General features: G+C 47.5%; 12 protein-coding genes. 2 read left to right on the plus strand and 10 right to left on the minus strand.

The window, feature by feature from the left end:
* Nucleotides 1-63: 63 nt before the first annotated feature.
* The 10 genes from ACOYW0_RS18600 to ACOYW0_RS18645 form a co-directional block, all read right to left on the minus strand.
* Nucleotides 64-1,482 (minus strand): glycosyltransferase, encoded by a 1,419-nt coding sequence (locus tag ACOYW0_RS18600; protein WP_482415290.1) that lies wholly within the window; start codon nt 1,480-1,482, stop codon nt 64-66.
* Between the two features lie 3 nt (nt 1,483-1,485).
* The gene (locus ACOYW0_RS18605) at nt 1,486-2,430 is read right to left on the minus strand and encodes a class I SAM-dependent methyltransferase (protein ID WP_482415291.1); all 945 of its coding nucleotides are present in this window, start codon (nt 2,428-2,430) and stop codon (nt 1,486-1,488) included.
* Complete coding sequence (locus tag ACOYW0_RS18610) at nt 2,427-3,329, minus strand: glycosyltransferase (RefSeq protein ID WP_482415292.1); 903 nt, start codon at nt 3,327-3,329, stop codon at nt 2,427-2,429. The genes ACOYW0_RS18605 and ACOYW0_RS18610 overlap by 4 nt, the downstream gene beginning before the upstream one ends.
* A 147-nt stretch (nt 3,330-3,476) precedes the next feature.
* Complete coding sequence (gene asnB, locus ACOYW0_RS18615; RefSeq protein ID WP_482415293.1) at nt 3,477-5,426, minus strand: asparagine synthase (glutamine-hydrolyzing); 1,950 nt, start codon at nt 5,424-5,426, stop codon at nt 3,477-3,479.
* 235 nt (nt 5,427-5,661) lie between these two features.
* Nucleotides 5,662-8,220 (minus strand): heparinase II/III domain-containing protein, encoded by a 2,559-nt coding sequence (locus ACOYW0_RS18620; protein ID WP_482415294.1) that lies wholly within the window; start codon nt 8,218-8,220, stop codon nt 5,662-5,664.
* Nucleotides 8,221-8,266: 46 nt separating this feature from the next.
* Nucleotides 8,267-9,547 carry an ABC transporter ATP-binding protein gene (locus tag ACOYW0_RS18625; protein ID WP_482415295.1) on the minus strand — a complete coding sequence of 427 codons (1,281 nt, stop codon included), beginning with the start codon at nt 9,545-9,547 and terminating at the stop codon, nt 8,267-8,269.
* 6 nt (nt 9,548-9,553) lie between these two features.
* The gene (locus ACOYW0_RS18630; protein WP_482415296.1) at nt 9,554-10,378 is read right to left on the minus strand and encodes an ABC transporter permease; all 825 of its coding nucleotides are present in this window, start codon (nt 10,376-10,378) and stop codon (nt 9,554-9,556) included.
* Nucleotides 10,375-11,340, minus strand: a complete 966-nt coding sequence (locus tag ACOYW0_RS18635; protein WP_482415297.1) for a GDP-L-fucose synthase family protein — start codon at nt 11,338-11,340, stop codon at nt 10,375-10,377. The genes ACOYW0_RS18630 and ACOYW0_RS18635 overlap by 4 nt, the downstream gene beginning before the upstream one ends.
* Complete coding sequence (gene gmd, locus ACOYW0_RS18640; protein ID WP_482415298.1) at nt 11,333-12,418, minus strand: GDP-mannose 4,6-dehydratase; 1,086 nt, start codon at nt 12,416-12,418, stop codon at nt 11,333-11,335. Before gmd ends, ACOYW0_RS18635 begins: the two co-directional genes overlap by 8 nt.
* 215 nt (nt 12,419-12,633) lie before the next feature.
* Nucleotides 12,634-13,206 carry a winged helix-turn-helix domain-containing protein gene (locus ACOYW0_RS18645; RefSeq protein WP_482415299.1) on the minus strand — a complete coding sequence of 191 codons (573 nt, stop codon included), beginning with the start codon at nt 13,204-13,206 and terminating at the stop codon, nt 12,634-12,636.
* 646 nt (nt 13,207-13,852) lie between these two features.
* Between ACOYW0_RS18645 and coaBC the strand changes: the two genes are divergently transcribed.
* Nucleotides 13,853-15,058, plus strand: a complete 1,206-nt coding sequence (gene coaBC / locus ACOYW0_RS18650) for a bifunctional phosphopantothenoylcysteine decarboxylase/phosphopantothenate--cysteine ligase CoaBC (protein WP_482415300.1) — start codon at nt 13,853-13,855, stop codon at nt 15,056-15,058.
* A 53-nt stretch (nt 15,059-15,111) separates the two neighbouring features.
* Entirely contained in the window at nt 15,112-16,038 is a 927-nt protein-coding gene (locus ACOYW0_RS18655; protein WP_482415301.1) for a uracil-DNA glycosylase, read from the plus strand.
* Nucleotides 16,039-16,178 lie beyond the last annotated feature (140 nt).

Below are 16,178 nucleotides of genomic sequence, written 5' to 3' on the forward strand. Positions count from 1 at the left end.
AAAGGTGTCCTCCAATGACGGTAGGCTGCCGTCATGGCACACCGCAACAATTCACTCTGGCGTTCAAGGTTTGACCGCATCAACTATAAGGGAGGTATACGCAAGAGTCCTGTTCCGATTTCTTTCGTCATACCTGGAGGATCTTTTTACAAAACCGGATTCACGCTTCCAATCAACAAAATGAAATTTGGCTTTCTCATCAAACCATTCAAGAAGCTGCACCTGAAAACCAACCTTTTCGAGGATCCCCGTCAAGGTTTTATAATTGTAAAGTGCTTTGTGATCGGATGATCCTACTCCCCATCCGCCTGGCCTGACCTGGTTTATATACTCTTCGTCAGGGTGAAAACCGTCAGGAACCGCAATCCTTATGTGCCCACCTTTTGACAAGTGGGCCTTGCAGTTATTTAATGCCATCGTCAACTGTTTTATGTTTAAATGTTCGAACACATGCTCAGCCAGAAAAACCTCCACAGAATCCTTTGGAAAATAGTTGTTGATTTGTTTTGGATTAGTGATATCCAACTCCGGATAATCCGTTGCGATCCAACCGGGATACCGCGTTGTGTTGGCTCCGATAATGACCCGGTAGCCGCAAGATGCTTTTTTTGAAATTTTTTTTATCCGCATGGATAATAACATCGCCCTCAATTTGGTAACAGGATATCTCAAATTGATTAAAACCGTTTTGCAGGCAACCCTCATCAAATTTAGAGGAAGCCATTTCAATGGAGAGGTCAGCAGGACAAACGATGCTGTATATAGAGGATGCATTATCGTCTTTATCGAAAATACTGATCTCAAGAAACAAGCATAGTTGCCTGAATAATCAAGGCCCTGTCGCCCGGTGTCGTGGAGCATGGGGACCAAAGATACCGAGGGGGATGTGATGAGGGCGTATCCTTTTCTATGTGCCCTCATGGTGAATTCATAATCCGACCAATAATGGGGGAGAATGATCGGGTGAAAATCTCCAATTTCCTGAAAATCTTTCCACCGCAGGAAAAGCCCCCTGGTAGACAGGCAGTTTATTTTTTCCGGTGCGGAAGCGATATCGAAGGTGAATTTTTTGGTGTTCACATGGATACCGGTTTCAAAGGAGGGGGCTCCGGGGGTTGATTGGGATTGTGCTAAAAGGATGCTTCGTTCATTGCCGTGCAGAAGGGATATTCCCTTTTCAAGAAAGTCCTGTTCAATGTGGACATCGTCATTGATGATCAGGACGGTGTCATCCCCTGGGATATTTTTTTTTTTAAGCCATTCAAACCCCTTTTGCAGGCATCCGGCCCACCACCAACTTCCAGATCCGGTGATTACAGTCAACTTTTTGATTCGTTCGCTAACCATTTCTTTCGTGCCATCGGTGGAGCCATCATCCACCAATATTAAGTGAAAATCATTACAGCTTTGGTCAAGCAAAGATTCTACAAATCCCATGGTGATCTTCCTGCGATTGTGAACCGGAAGGATTATATAAACCATTATTTAAGGTTTCTCCAAAATAAACAAATGGTTGTCGCCATAACCAAAGGCATCGAAAAAGCGAGTTATCATATGGTTAATTTTCGTTATGTGGGTGAGAGCGAGAAGGGCACGCCAATATCTTTTCTTTGGGATGGGACCGCAGTTCGGAGACCAGAAAGCGGAGGCAACAGTGTATTTCGGATAAAATAAAAGATGATGCCATTGAAAGCTCAGCCAATGGGAATTTGTTATTGATTTCACCTTCAGAATTTCAAGGCCCGCCTTGCGTGCGGTCATCCCCATGGATTCTTTGGAAAAGAATTGCTGATGGTAAGGTGTATGCCAGTTGATCCATCGCTGTGAGAAGATTCTCGCTCCCCAACCCTGACTGTTTGGAACGGTGATAATGATTTGCCCCTTGGGTTTCAATATCCTCGCGGCCCTCCTCAACGTCTCGATGGGATCCGTCATATGCTCCATCACCTGATCCATGGTGATATAGTCGAAAAAGTTAGGCTCATAAATGGTCGGATCAAACACACCGACATGAACCCGGAAACCTTGTTTCTCTGCCACGCGGCGAATGTTTTCATCAGCCTCAACCCCGTATACATCACATCCCCTTGAGGCGTGATACCCCAGGGATTCTCCAAAACCACACCCGATGTCGAGAATGCGAACATCCTTGGGAACCCAGCGAAAGGCCGAAGCATACTCACCGTTGAGCCAGCAATCCCTCTTTTTTTTCTCAATATGGGGGCAATACTCATCGGCGTCTAACGCCGATCGGGGATAATAGTCGGTGTACAGGCGTGCCAGTTGATCCGGGGAGAAGGAGCTTTCTAAGAAAGCGTGTCCGCAAATGCGGCAGCGCCTTAGTTTGAATTTGCCGGGATAACCGTATCGATCGTCCCATAAATTAAAGGATGGGACAGAATGTGAGGATTTGCATATCGGGCATTTCATAAGGCGTTTCTCAGGGTGTGGTGGGGACCTTTGACAAGTGTTAGCGTATTGTGACGGCCCATCATAACCACGCGATAATTACGATTAAACTGGAACAGTTTGCAAGCCAAAGGGTGTAGAAAAGAGGGGAGTCGTTTTCGGTGTTTGAAATAGGAGCGAAGGAGGCGGTCTTCTTCGAGGCTCGGATATCCTTGTTCACTTATCTCATTAAAATACGCCTGGATGTTTTCACTCTTCTGACCAGCAACCTTTCTAAAACAGCTGATGTGTGCGTTTAATGAGTAAAGGTGCGTGAGCTTGGAAAATTCAATCCATAAGAAATAGTCACCTGCAAGGGAAAGGCTTTCATCTACTCCTCCGGATTCATGCCAGAGATTCGCCAACCAGAACACACTGTCTTGTTGGATGAAATGAAGAACGGGCCCATACAGTCCTTTAGAAATTAGTTGGCGGCTATAAAGATTGCACTTGCCGGATGCATATAAAGTGGACGCCTCATCTAAATAAGAGGTTATGCCCTTGAGCCAGCGGATTTGAGAAAATTTTGAAAAGGTTTTGGAGACTGTATCAAAAGCCCCGTTCCGATAAACATCGTCTGAATTAATCCATGCATAGATATCGCCTGTTGCCTTAGCGAAGCCTTTATTGATGGCTTCATACATGCCCGAATCTTTCCCAGATAAGAATTTGATAGTCACTTGTCGGCAAAAAATAGGCCTGTCACACGTCAAAAGTGAATGCTGGTATGCTTTTACAATATCTGGGGTGCGGTCCGTTGAACAAGCATCAACCACAATATACTCTATCTCGAAGTCACCTTTCTGGCTGATGACACTTTCTATGGTTTCACCGATATATTTCTGACTGTTGTATGAGGGTGTTACGATGCTGAATTTCACAGCTGCACTCGCTTTTTTGATATCCGGATCGTTCTCGGAAAAAAAAATGCTTTATTCCAAGTTCGGTAAGCCGATACGTTATTTCCCGAGAGTGATAAATTTACCGATATTATGTTATCAAACAAGTGTGGTTCCTACTTTAAAATCTCAGAACGTTTTGTTTTGGACGACACCGGCATACCACAGTTCCAAAACAGTTATTTTATATAAAAGAAACAAATCGGGTCCGAATGTGTCGGCTCTCTTGAGGAGTCTATCCAGTGTAGATGTAGACGTTACATGGTTGGAGATAAGGTAACCGCTTTTTACATAATCATAATAAGTTTTTACAATTTGTGTCATCCATTCATTAACAGGTGGTTGAAATCCCTGTTTCGGTCTGTGAAGCACCTCGGTCGGAAGAATATCTTCTACAGCGGTTTTTAAGAGAGCTTTATGCCGGTATTCGACCTCTTCGTGTGTGTTCATGATGCCGATCACCGTCTCAATCAAGCGATGATTGAGAAACGGGCAACGCGCTTCCACCGAAGAGTCCATGCTGACTCTGTCCCCTAGGGAAAGACAGTTTGAAACGAGCCATGTTTCAAATAGCGCCTTGCATACCGCCATATTGATTTCGTGTGGTTCTTTTAACCCCTTCAACTTATCTGAAAACTGGCGGAAAGGATTTCGATGGGGGATCTGTCTCGCAAAATCAGGGGTATAGAAATTGGCAAGCGCCCCTATGGCATGCTGAAAATCCGGAACGAGGTTGCTCAGGACCAATTGATCCGGCCTGTGAACCGCCATTTCGGCCAGCCTTTTTCCCTTGGAAACGAGGTCCCGAAATGGTTTCGGAGCTGTTTGAGAATAATTTAACCGCCGATAAAAACGGGTAAAGGCAATGCGTTCAAGTATCGGGGAAATTGCTTTTAAAAATTGTGAATCATACTCTGCGGCGGGCATTTTTTTTCTCGTCATATCCGCTGCCCTTATCATCCATTCATAGCCCCAGAAAAGCTCATCTCCTCCAATACCGGACAACATCACTTTGATTCCGTGGTCCGAAGCAAGTTCCATGACTGCATAGTGCCCATAGGCAGCAATATCTCCGATTGGATCATCCATAATCGTTACCAGTTCAGGGAAACGATCTACAAAATGACTCGTCTTAAGTTCTATATCAAAGAAAGGAATCCCGTTTTCTATTGCCAGCTTGGCTGCGTCGCTCCTCTCATCGTAGGGCGGCCTGCCCGGATACCCAACACTGAAAGCGCTCAGGGGGGCGTTGCTCATCGAGGCCGCAAGGGTCGCAATAATTCCGGAATCGATACCGCCACTAAGCGCAACCCCCACGGGTACGTCTGAACGTAAGGTCAGTTCCATGGAACGCTCAAGCTGCTGGCGAACCAGCTGCGCAGGGTTTCCATATACTGGCCTGGCGTCAGTAAGGCACCAATATCGCTCTGGTTTGATGGTCCATTGATCACATCGAATCACGAGAAAATGGGCGGCGGGCAGTTTATGTATTCCTTCTAATGCAGTTTCAGGTTCGGGGACATATTGGTTGTGGAGATACGCGTCCATAGCCGCAGGGGAAATACGGGGCGTAGATGGCAGCAGATGGAGCAGTGATTTTAATTCGGACGAAAAAACGAACTGTTTGTTGTCTGACCAGTAATAAAGTGGTTTCTCACCGGTCCGGTCACGGGCCAGAAACAGTTCTTTTTTATTTTTATCCCAGATAGCGAAAGAAAACATCCCTACCAATTTATTGAGGCAGGAGCTTCCCCACTGGGCATAGGCTTCCAGGAGGACTTCGGTGTCACTTTGGCTTTTAAAGACGCAGCCCAACTGAACCAGTTCCCGTTTCAGTTCAATGAAATTATATATTTCTCCATTGCATGAGATCCAGTACCTGCCGCAGTGGGAAGGCATCGGTTGATGCCCTTTGCTGCTCAGGTCAATTATGGACAGACGGACGTGTCCTAGTTGAATCTGTTCATCACTGTATATCCCACGGTCATCGGGCCCCCGGTGGTGAAGGCTGTCCAGTGCTGTTTCCAGTGACTGGCCTCCGACGGGAGGATACGACAATGCTCCGATTATACCGCACATGGCTAAGTCCTTAACATCGTAACGCAACTGAAATTATATTTTTGTGAGAAAGTAACACTTTCTGCCATTATCCGCATCGGTCGAAACTCTTGCCATACTTGAGGCGGCACCAATAAAGGCTTCTGATTGGCGACGTAATACTATGATATTTTTACTGGTTGTTCGTTTGTAAGAAAAAATATTTTCTTTCCTCGAAGGGACAATATTGACAGTGGTAAGGGTGAGAATCATGACTTCAAATCATCTGGATGGTTGGTTGAGAGTCTCTCTTTACGGAAATTGTTGTTTCGAGTGAAAACGTTTCCAATTCCTTACTGTGGAAAACCAAGTGATGGAGCGCTCTGCCGTCGAAACTCAATGAATCCTCAAAGTGCAAAATCTGATCAGCCCACTTTGCTGTTACCTCGAACGTCATGCTGTTTACAGTTCCAACGGCTTTATAGGCATCCAGGTCGAATTTTACTCCTGAATGAAGATGAAATGCGACACGCCCCCTTTTTTTGAGTGTGCCATGATCGGTAATAATGATTTTTTCTACGGAGTCCGATATGATATGCCTTTGGTATGAACTCATGTATTCTTTCCAGACCTCTGCGAGATCGAGAGTTAGCTCAACTTGCTGTTCGTTTCCAGAGCCTTTGGGGCAGACTCTTTTTTCGGGTCGATTTTGATCCGGATAACTACCATTTGGAAGGTATGGTGTAATTACATTATGCATTCTGGAGCATTTTGCCAGCAATGCTCTGGGGTCGTCATATTGCAACATACCTCTGTCTACGAAAATGTCTGTTCCATCGGCTTCGACTGTAAACGCTCCCTTATCATAATGGGCGTGGCTGCTTGGGTTTGGTTTCGAACCTGAAAATAGAATCCGGAGAGAATGTGTTCCAGATTTCCTTGCGCTGACGGCAAACCCACTCTTTGGCATGATGTTGAATGTCGAAACGATCGGCTTGGAAACCTTTATCTTGTCTGGTCCGTACACGAACCCAATGAGGCCGCCGCTGTTTATGAGACTACCTGTAACATTGTAAATGCTTCTGTTTTGGATGCATTGATGCAGGATGTCGTTACAAATTGACCCAGGGAACAAGCCAGCCAGTACGGGAACGATATCGCCACAGAAATTTTCAGTTCTGCAGTCTCCGTCAACCGAACCTTTTCCCGGTTCGAAACTGGATAGTGTCGAAAGGTAATTGTCTGCTTTTTTAAAGTATCGGTTTATTATTCTGTGAGTGCTTTTCCCTCTGCTCCTGGCATAAGCGACCAGAGCCGGGATCACGGCTTGAGCGGTCATACAAAAATAACCGATTCCCTCATCCACGCCTCCATCACGCATAATATAACGTTTAAGGATCTTGTTCATGGTACCAAATTTAGCATTCACATATCTTCCCATGTGAGGCCATGCGTTCTCAAGGTACAATCCACCCAGAATTCCAGCTCGGCAAAACCATGCTCCCTGATTGATTCGGTGCATATAATCGTGTTTCATCATATCCCTATCAATTATGGCGAGCCCTTTGTCCCATATACATTGTCGGACGAGATCCTTGGCCCTGTCTGTAAGAGCAAATGCGTACCAGTCGGCTAAAAGGACGACGCTGGTCGTGGTCATCTCTTCCATGAAGCAGCGAGTGCTCCATGTTGATCCTGTAAGTTTCTGTTCTGCAGATTGAACCCAATTTTCGGTATGAAGCATGCTCATTAAATATCTAAGTGCATGTTGCATCATCTGCTTGTCATCGTTGATTATTCCAACAAATCCTAGGACAAGTGCTTCAAAATGATAGGGGGTCCTGTCATTTTCGCTTTCCCGAATATAGCGCCGATCGTCTGTGGGTAAAAATTCAGTCAGGTCCGCTTCGGGGTGGCGGTTCATATATATCGTTGCCTTTTCTTCCAAATATCGATAATGATCACTCCACCCTGGATATAGGCGTTTTTCTCTTAATTTTTCTAAATCAGTTTCGTTAAATAATAAGCCTACTTGAAAATGAATATCTTCCCAGTTATCGAGGGGTTTTATTAAGCCTGTCCAGCTCGAATCGTATTTTTGTATGGATGTTTGCAACTGTTTAACTAAAGAACTATTCTGCAATCCGAACCAACTCAACGACAGCATTTGTTCAAATTCATATTTCGTACTGATAATCATATATATCGCACAAATGTGACCTTTTGGGGCTGGAATGCAAATTTCCAATCGTGACCCTGTTCCCCAGAACACCTCGTCATGTTTATAAATTTTCCCGTCAACTTCAAACTCAAACCGGATAGAAGTTTCAGGTATCATAGAGAGGCAAAACAGCATTTTGTCATATTGCGGATAAGACAAATCTGTTTCAAGGCGAAGACTGGCAGCGTCTCCCACCGAAGGACAGCTTTCCCATAAAAGGTTCGTCCAACACCAGAAATGCTGCAAGGAGCATCGTTGTGCGTTTATTGAAGAAAATGATACGGGTAGGTCCTTGGCGATGGTGGGGTCGTGGAAGGGGGCAAAAATGACTTCTTCCCATGTCGAAGTCAGTGGAAATAAAGTTTGTGTCCAAGGACCCTTTTCGGACACGGGGGCAGGAACTTTTGGGCCCCGATTTATGACCCTTAAATATCCGAGGATTATATTTTGAATTGTTATGGGGAGATGATAAAATAAATTCCTTAAAATGTTGGATTCTCGTCCCCCTACCGGTAAAGATTTGATATATCGAATCAACTTTTGAGGAATGGCCTTATGTATTTGATTTATTTTGAAAATATTCGATATATGTTTGGCGCTCTGAGACTTTTTCATGGCTGCCTCATGAATTTTGAATGTTATAGGCAGGGATCGTTTGCCTTTACAACTCCGATGCTAACTCCCAATCATGATCAATAACAAGAGGGGTGTGTCCTGGAATTTGGCCAGTCCCATAATAATCTCCTCCTACAACATCGAAATATGCCGCAAAAGGCCCCGTTATATAATCTGATTCCAGACCGTTCACCAGAAGCCTAAAGCCGAAGCCATATCGCCCAGCTGTAAGTGGCAGACGGGATATCTTGCAGTCTATAAAACCTGTGGGGGGCAATGCCTCCGGTACAAATAGTCCCCGTTCCCTCGTGTTGTTTCTGAACAGGTTTATATTTTTCATATCTCTAATGGTAAAACTGAAGTCCAGATCCCGGACATTCGAAATGGATGAAGCATATTTAAATCGAAACGTATAATCCTTTCCTGTCATAGCAATATCTACAGGGGTTCCAGAATGATCCAGAATTTGGAAAGAGAGTATTCGAAGGACTCCAGATCCCTGTCGGTCTTTACGGTTTTCAAATGACCAACTGGCGTGCTGCTCCATCAGTGCGGAAGTATAAGTCTGAATGCCGGCATCAACGTCGCCGTCATAAAGAGATGTCCCACCATCGAGGACACAAACCCTAGAACAGAGAGATTCTATTGCTCCGAGATTATGACTGACAAATATGACGGTCCTATCAGCGGCTGTCGTTTCTTTCATTTTACCGATACATTTTTCTTGAAATTGGATGTCACCAACAGCTAAGACTTCATCAACAATCAAAATCTCAGGTTCCAGGTGGGCTGCAACGGCAAATGCGAGTCGTACATACATTCCACTGGAATATCGTTTAACCGGGGTATCAAGAAATTTTTCAATTTCTGCAAAGGCAACAATTTCATCAAAACGCTTTTTGATATGATTTTTAGTCATTCCGAGGATTGCGCCGTTTAGAAAAATATTTTCTCGTCCGGTGAGCTCAGGGTGGAAGCCGGTACCGACTTCAAGAAGGCTTGCAACCCTCCCTTTGATATGAATTTTGCCAGTAGTCGGATGTGTGATTCTGCTCAGGATTTTGAGCAGTGTCGATTTTCCGGCACCATTTCGTCCAATGATACCGAGCCGATCTCCCTGCTTTATTTCGAAATTAATGCCTTGCAATGCCCAGAATTCATTTTGCGTTGTGGCGTTCTCGTGTTGCGATAACGGATAGCGCATCCTCTGGTAAAATCTTCTTACACCATGCGAAAGAGAGTCTCGGAACGTTTGATACTCTCTCTGTTTATGATGGCCGAGGGTATATTTTTTTCCCAGGTTATTGACTTTGATTATATTGCTCATAGTGATCTAAATAATATCCGCAAAACTGCGTTCAGTTATGTTGAAATATTTTCCCCCGGTAAAAAAGATGAGTATCGAAAGCGCAATTGAAATAGTAAACCCCGGCCAATAAATGGTCGTATCGTTACCGAGTAGAATCCATCTGAATCCATCGATGACGCCAACCATCGGATTAACTGAATAGAGGAGTCGCCATTTTTCTGGGACTATGCCGCTGCTGAATCCCACAGGTGATATATAGAGCCCAAACTGAACAATGTAGGGAACGATATGCCTAAAGTCACGATATTTTACATTCAGGGCAGACATGATATACCCTGCGCCTAATGAGGTTAATATGGCCATGAGCATTAGTAACGGTAATAGGCATAATTTGATATCCGGAAAGAGTCCATACCAGAGCATGAGAGCCAATAAAATGATGAAGGAGATCGCAAAATCGATCAGACTGACAACCATTGCTGTTGTGGGGATGATGATCCTAGGAAAGTAGACTTTCGATATCAGCTGCGTGTTTGCTATAAGCGAGTTGCTGGCCTCGGAAAAGGTGTTGCTGAAAAATTGCCATGGAAGCATGGCTGAAAATACCAGTATTGGATAGGGGATGTCTCCAGACGGGAGCTTTGCAATTTTACCGAATATTATGGTAAAGACGACCATTGTCAGAAGTGGACGTAAAACACTCCAGGCAACACCGATAACTGTCTGTTTGTAACGAACCAGGACGTCCCTCCATGCGAGAAAATAGAAGAGGTCCCGGTATAGCCAAAGTTCTCGCCAGAAATTCTTTATCGATTTGTCGGGTTCAATGATCAGTTCAAACTGAGTCATGACTGCTTATCCTGTGGTTCCCATGGGTGGCGGTTGGTTTTGAACCATGTGTAAGTCCGTCTGATGCCCTCTGCGAGAGGTGTCTTGGGTTTCCATCCGATCTTTTCTGTTTTGCTCACATCAAGGCGTTTTAGCGGGGTGCCGTCGGGTTTGGAGTGATCATAGACGATGGTGCCGCTATAACCCACAATACTCCCGACAATTTGAGCCAGCTCTCCGATGCTTATGTCTGTCCCGGTACCAATGTTGAACAATATTTCTGTATTCGTATTCGTGGTGCTGGTGAGCAGGTGAATGCAAGCGTCTGCCATGTCATCCACATATAAAAATTCACGCTTGGGCGTTCCTGTTCCCCAGATTGTCACTGACTTTGCTTTTGTTTCTTTTGCTTCATGGAATTTTCTGATTAACGCGGGCAACACATGGGATGTTTCCAGGTCAAAATTGTCATTGGGCCCGTAAAGATTTGTCGGCATGATAGGGATATAACGGGTGCCGTATTGTTTGTTATAGGCCCAGCACATCTCAATACCTGCGATTTTAGCCACTGCGTAGGCTGAATTTGTGGGTTCTAAAGGGCCTGTCATCAGGTACTCTTCTTTGATGGGCTGCGATGCCATTTTCGGATAGATACAAGAAGAGCCGAGGAACAGGAGTTTCTTAACGCCGTGCACATAGCTGGAGTGGATGACGTTGGTTTGGATCATCAGGTTCTGATGGATGAATTCTGCGGGATAGGTCTGATTGGCCATGATACCACCAACCTTGGCTGCTGCTAAAAAAACATACTCCGGTTTTTCATTATTAAAGAATTGCTCCACGGCTTTCTGATTCGTGAGATCGAGCTCTGCGTGGGTGCGCGTGATAAGATGGCTGTATCCTTCTGCCTTTAGTTTGCGTACAATGGCAGACCCAACGAGGCCGCGATGCCCTGCTACATAAATGCGTGCGTTTTTATTCATGCCTGCTCGCTATTTCAAAACCGTTATTTCTGCACAGAAGATCCTTTTTTGCCTCTTCGTAATCTCGGTCTACCATTTCAGAAACGAGTTCCTTGAACTTTATTTCCGGGGTCCAGCCAAGTTGTGCTTTTGCCTTGGATGGATCGCCAAGGAGGGAGTCCACCTCCGTAGGTCTGAAATAGTGGGGGTCGATTGCGATGATTGTATCGCCCGATTCACTGTTAACCCCCTTTTCGGCGATGCCGGAGCCTTGCCAGGATATTTTCATGTCAAGGGCTTGGGCTGCAATTTCGACAAACTCTCTCACAGAGTGTTGCTCACCCGTTGCGATAACATAATCTTCGGGTTTTTCCTGTTGGAGCATAAGCCACTGCATTTTTACATAGTCACTGGCATGGCCCCAATCACGTTTGGCATCCATGTTGCCGAGGTAAAGGCAGTCCTGAAGCCCCAACTTGATGCGCGAGAGTGCGCGAGTTATTTTTCGTGTAACGAATGTTTCACCGCGTAGAGGGGATTCATGGTTAAAAAGAATGCCGTTGCATGCATAGATCCCATAAGCCTCACGATAGTTTACTGTAATCCAATATGCATAAAGTTTGGCAACACCATATGGACTGCGGGGATAAAATGGTGTTTTTTCGGTTTGGGGGGTTTCCTGGACTTTACCGAAGAGCTCCGATGTAGAGGCTTGGTAGAATCGGGTTTTGTTCTCGAGCCCGAGGAGTCGTATGCCTTCTAAGATACGCAGGGTGCCTAACGCATCGGCATCGGCCGTATACTCTGGAGAATCAAAGGAGACGGCCACATGGCTCTGGGCAGCGAGGTTGTATATTTCATCAGGCTGAACCTGCTGGATGATACGTATGAGGTTGGTGGAATCCGTGAGGTCCCCGTAATGGAGGATGAATCGTCTATTTTCAGTATGTGGGTCCTGGTATAGGTGATCTATCCTGTCTGTATTGAAGAGGGAACTACGCCTTTTGAGGCCATGGACTTCATATCCCTTTTCGAGCAACAGTTCAGCCAAATAGGCACCATCCTGCCCGGTGATACCGGTAATAAGAGCTTTTTTCATGAGTATGTGTCTTTTGGTGAGGAAGTTGTCGTTAGAGGGGGGCATTCTGGTTACACAGCTCCGCCCTCTCGGTTACACCAAGTTTGAATTTTGTATACAATTTATCCGTTACTTATGGTTATCGGCAACCCATGTGTTATTTGCTATCTCCCTTGGTTGAGCAGAGGCTGAATCATATCTCGGAATTCTGGTCGGGCGATTGCCAAGGATGATTTTCAGATATCGTGGTTTTTCATGTTAATTTGGGATGCCGATTCCCACACCAACACCATGGGTCTTTTTTCAAGGTTCTCGTGAAAGTCCTCGAACTCTTCCCGGCTCAACACCAGCGACCTGAGTTTCCGGTTGATATATCGCTCTGTTTTCCTGCTCAAATCATTCAAATGATACGGGTCGATGTCGCCAACCAGCACCAGGTCAATAATCCCCGTGTCCTTTCCTTCCGCATAGTCGTCGATGAGATACGCGGCTTCGAGGTCGCCCAAACGGGTGACAACGCTGTCGATGATCTGGTCGACGCCGATGGCTTTTCGGACCATGGAGCGGAGTTCGGGGAAGAGGGGGTGGTTGCGGTTGGCTGCGTAGTGGATCTGTCGGCCGTTTTTGGATGATGTGAGCAGGTCGGCTTGGCTGAGCTGGTTGAGCTCTTCTCGGACGGCGTTGGTTGATAAGCCGAATTCGGATGCCAGTTCACGCAGGTATGAGTGGGTGTCCGGGTTGAAAAAGAGCCGGACAAGGAGTTTGATGCGTGTTTTGGATCCGATGATGCCGGAAAGTAGGTTGCTCATGATTGACCCTTTAATGAGTAGTATAATTGAACGTAATCCATAGATGATCGGATTGTCAACCCTTAATAGATACTCCTTGATATACATGTGTCGGTTGGCGGGGTGGTGGGGTGCGGTGAGTGGTTTGTGCTCTTGGGCGACTGTGGGGATCGGTGTTTTCAGGTGCTGAGCGGTTTATCGGGTCAATTTAATTGTTGGATGGCGCTCGGGACTGTATTCCCAGATTGTTCACGGTCTGTCTCTCCTGCCGTTTTTCGGGTGGGGTGGGAGTCCGTTGAGGCGGACGTTTCCGGCGCTGTCTGCGTCGTGGATGACTTTTCGTTATGATTGATGTCGGCGTATCGCGTATCAGGGAAGGTGTGAATCAATAGCCTCTATGTCTTTTTTCGTGTGTCGCTGAAACGGCAATGTTTGTGGGGGCAGCCCCCCCCCTTAGACTCATATTCTGGTGTCAGTGGCGGTTTAGGTCGTGGGAATCTGTAAGAACGTTATTTTGATTTCGTGCGAGGCTACTTTTTCGGGTTCTCTGAGCCCTGCTTCGTGATACAACCGGGTTGTGGTATTCGCCTTATCCATATACAGTGGTGTCCATTGTAAATCTGTAAGAGAGCCATACAACGCTGCGCGGAGAGGGAGGAGATAAGTCATGGCTGTGCTTGAAAATAAGAACGTTCTGGTCTGTGTGACGGCGGGGATTGCCGCTTACAAGGCTGTGGAGGTGGTGCGGCTGCTTCAGAAAGAGGGGGCCGACGTCTGGGTTACCATGACCCGGGGAGCCAAAGAGTTTGTGGGGGAGACGACCTTTGCGGCGATTTCTGGTCATCCGGTTTTGTCGAATCTGTTTGATGAGGGGAAAGGTGCCTCCATCGGTCATATCGAGCTTGCCGAGAGGGCCGATGTGGTGGTGGTGGCCCCTGCAACGGCCGATGTCATCGGGAAGCTGGCTCATGGTATCGCTGATGACGCCGTGACCACGACCATGCTTGCCGTGACAGCGCCCAAATTGATCTGCCCGGCCATGAATTCCCACATGTACGAAAACCGGGCCGTTCAAAGGAATATCGATATCCTGGAAGGGGACGGGTATATCCTTGTGGAGCCCGGGGTGGGCGAGATGGCCTGTGGCACAACAGGTCCCGGGCGCCTTGCCGAGCCCTCCACCATTGTGGACCGTGTGAAGGCGGCTTTGTATCCTAAGGACTTGGCCGGTAAAAAAATTATGGTTTCGGCCGGGCCCACCCGGGAGGCCATTGACCCGGTCCGTTATATCTCCAACCGGTCGTCCGGGAAGATGGGCTATGAGATCGCACGGGCGGCGGAGTACCGCGGTGCAGAGGTGACCCTTGTCTCAGGGCCTGTGAGCCTTGCCTCGCCCCTTGGCGTGGATCGGCTCTCGGTGACTTCCGTGGGCGAGATGGCCGAAACCATTTTTTCCCGCCTTGACGAGGTCGATGCTGTGATTAAGGTGGCGGCTGTGGCGGACTACAGACCCCGCACACGGGCCGAGCACAAGATCAAGAAAAAAAGCGACGACATGACTCTGGAGCTCGACAAGAACATCGACATCTTAAAAGAGCTCGGAAAGCGAAAGACCCGTCAGGTGCTTGTGGGGTTTGCCGCCGAGACCCAGTCGCTGGCTGAGAACGCCCGAAAAAAGATCGAAGCCAAGAACCTGGACATGATTGTGGGTAATCTGGTGGGAGACCCGGCTTCCGGGTTTGGGACCGACACGAATATCGTTACCTTTTTTCATCCCGACGGTCGGAAAGAGCCCTTTGAGTCCATGGGTAAAGATGTGGTGGCCCATGAACTCCTCAACAGGGTGTCGGGGCTTCTGAAAGAGCGCCTTTAGATTTTAGGTAGTACGAAACACAACACAGTGAAGATTCAGGATAGATAGACGCCATGATGGAAAACAATCCCCGGACACATCAACACAGAGCTCCCCTGGAGGAGATCAAAGCCACCCTTCTTTATCTGAAGAGTCTGGGGCTCAAGGGGGTGGAGTGCACCGAGGATGCGTCCAAGCTGCTTCGGACCATGGGGCGTCCTGCCGCAGGACCTGTCAAGCGGGTTGGGGCTCCGGTCTCTTCGGGGCGCGGCCAGGCTTCTGTCAATCGGGCGCAGGTGGTGCAACAGCGGAGAGAATCCTCGCCTGCAGCCCCGCAGCCTGTTCCCGGCGTCTCCCGGGCGGGGAGCCCGCCTTCCAACGGGACGGATCCGGTTTTACCAGGACGCTCTGGTACTGCGGTACACCGGTCTGTTGCCGAGCCCGTGGTGGATACTCTGGAAACCATCCGGCGGGACATGGGCGAGTGCACCCGATGCGGTCTGTTCCGTGGGCGGACGAATATTGTTTTCGGTGCGGGCAACCCGCAGGCCAGATTGATGTTCATCGGCGATATGCCCCTTGCTGAAGAGGACCGTGAAGGCACTCCTTTTCTTGGCGCTTCCGGAGAGCTGATCAACAACATGATCAAGGCCATGGGGCTGCGTCGGGAAGACGTCTACCTCTCCAACCTGCTCAAATGCTGTCCTGCACCGAGGCAAGGGCGCCCTGACGCGAGTTTCTGCCTTTCGTTTCTGGAACGGCAGATCGCGGTGATCAGGCCCGACGTGATTTGCGCCCTTGGGGCTGTGGCTGCCCAGGCCCTGCTCGGCATTACTTCCGGGGTTGCCGAGATCAGGGGGCAGTTTCAGAATTACAAAGGCATTCGATTGATGCCGACCTTTCATCCGACCTTTCTGCTTCGCCACCCGGAGCGCAAGCGGCAGGCCTGGCAGGATCTTCAGCAGGTGATGGCGGTGTTGAAAGCAGGGGATAGGCGATAGGTCATAGAAAAAGCCGGTAATAGGAGAAATAGGTCATGGGTTAATTCGGTACATGCCCTTTGACAATGACTGTTGAATATCGATGTGTTTATTTCGATCTGTATGCGATAAAGGCAAGGAACGTAACCGGTCTTTTTGGG

Source organism: Desulfoluna sp. HI9BLuna, assembly GCF_056829775.1.

Coding starts and splice junctions, on each gene's coding strand:
- ACOYW0_RS18600 (WP_482415290.1), bottom strand. CDS start 1,482: ATGGTTTATATAATCCTTCCGGTTCACAATCGCAGGAAGATCACCATG.
- ACOYW0_RS18605 (WP_482415291.1), bottom strand. CDS start 2,430: ATGAAATGCCCGATATGCAAATCCTCACATTCTGTCCCATCCTTTAAT.
- asnB (WP_482415293.1), bottom strand. CDS start 5,426: ATGTGCGGTATAATCGGAGCATTGTCGTATCCTCCCGTCGGAGGCCAG.
- ACOYW0_RS18620 (WP_482415294.1), bottom strand. CDS start 8,220: ATGAAAAAGTCTCAGAGCGCCAAACATATATCGAATATTTTCAAAATA.
- ACOYW0_RS18625 (WP_482415295.1), bottom strand. CDS start 9,547: ATGAGCAATATAATCAAAGTCAATAACCTGGGAAAAAAATATACCCTC.
- ACOYW0_RS18630 (WP_482415296.1), bottom strand. CDS start 10,378: ATGACTCAGTTTGAACTGATCATTGAACCCGACAAATCGATAAAGAAT.
- ACOYW0_RS18635 (WP_482415297.1), bottom strand. CDS start 11,340: ATGAATAAAAACGCACGCATTTATGTAGCAGGGCATCGCGGCCTCGTT.
- gmd (WP_482415298.1), bottom strand. CDS start 12,418: ATGAAAAAAGCTCTTATTACCGGTATCACCGGGCAGGATGGTGCCTAT.
- ACOYW0_RS18645 (WP_482415299.1), bottom strand. CDS start 13,206: ATGAGCAACCTACTTTCCGGCATCATCGGATCCAAAACACGCATCAAA.
- coaBC (WP_482415300.1), top strand. CDS start 13,853: ATGGCTGTGCTTGAAAATAAGAACGTTCTGGTCTGTGTGACGGCGGGG.
- ACOYW0_RS18655 (WP_482415301.1), top strand. CDS start 15,112: ATGATGGAAAACAATCCCCGGACACATCAACACAGAGCTCCCCTGGAG.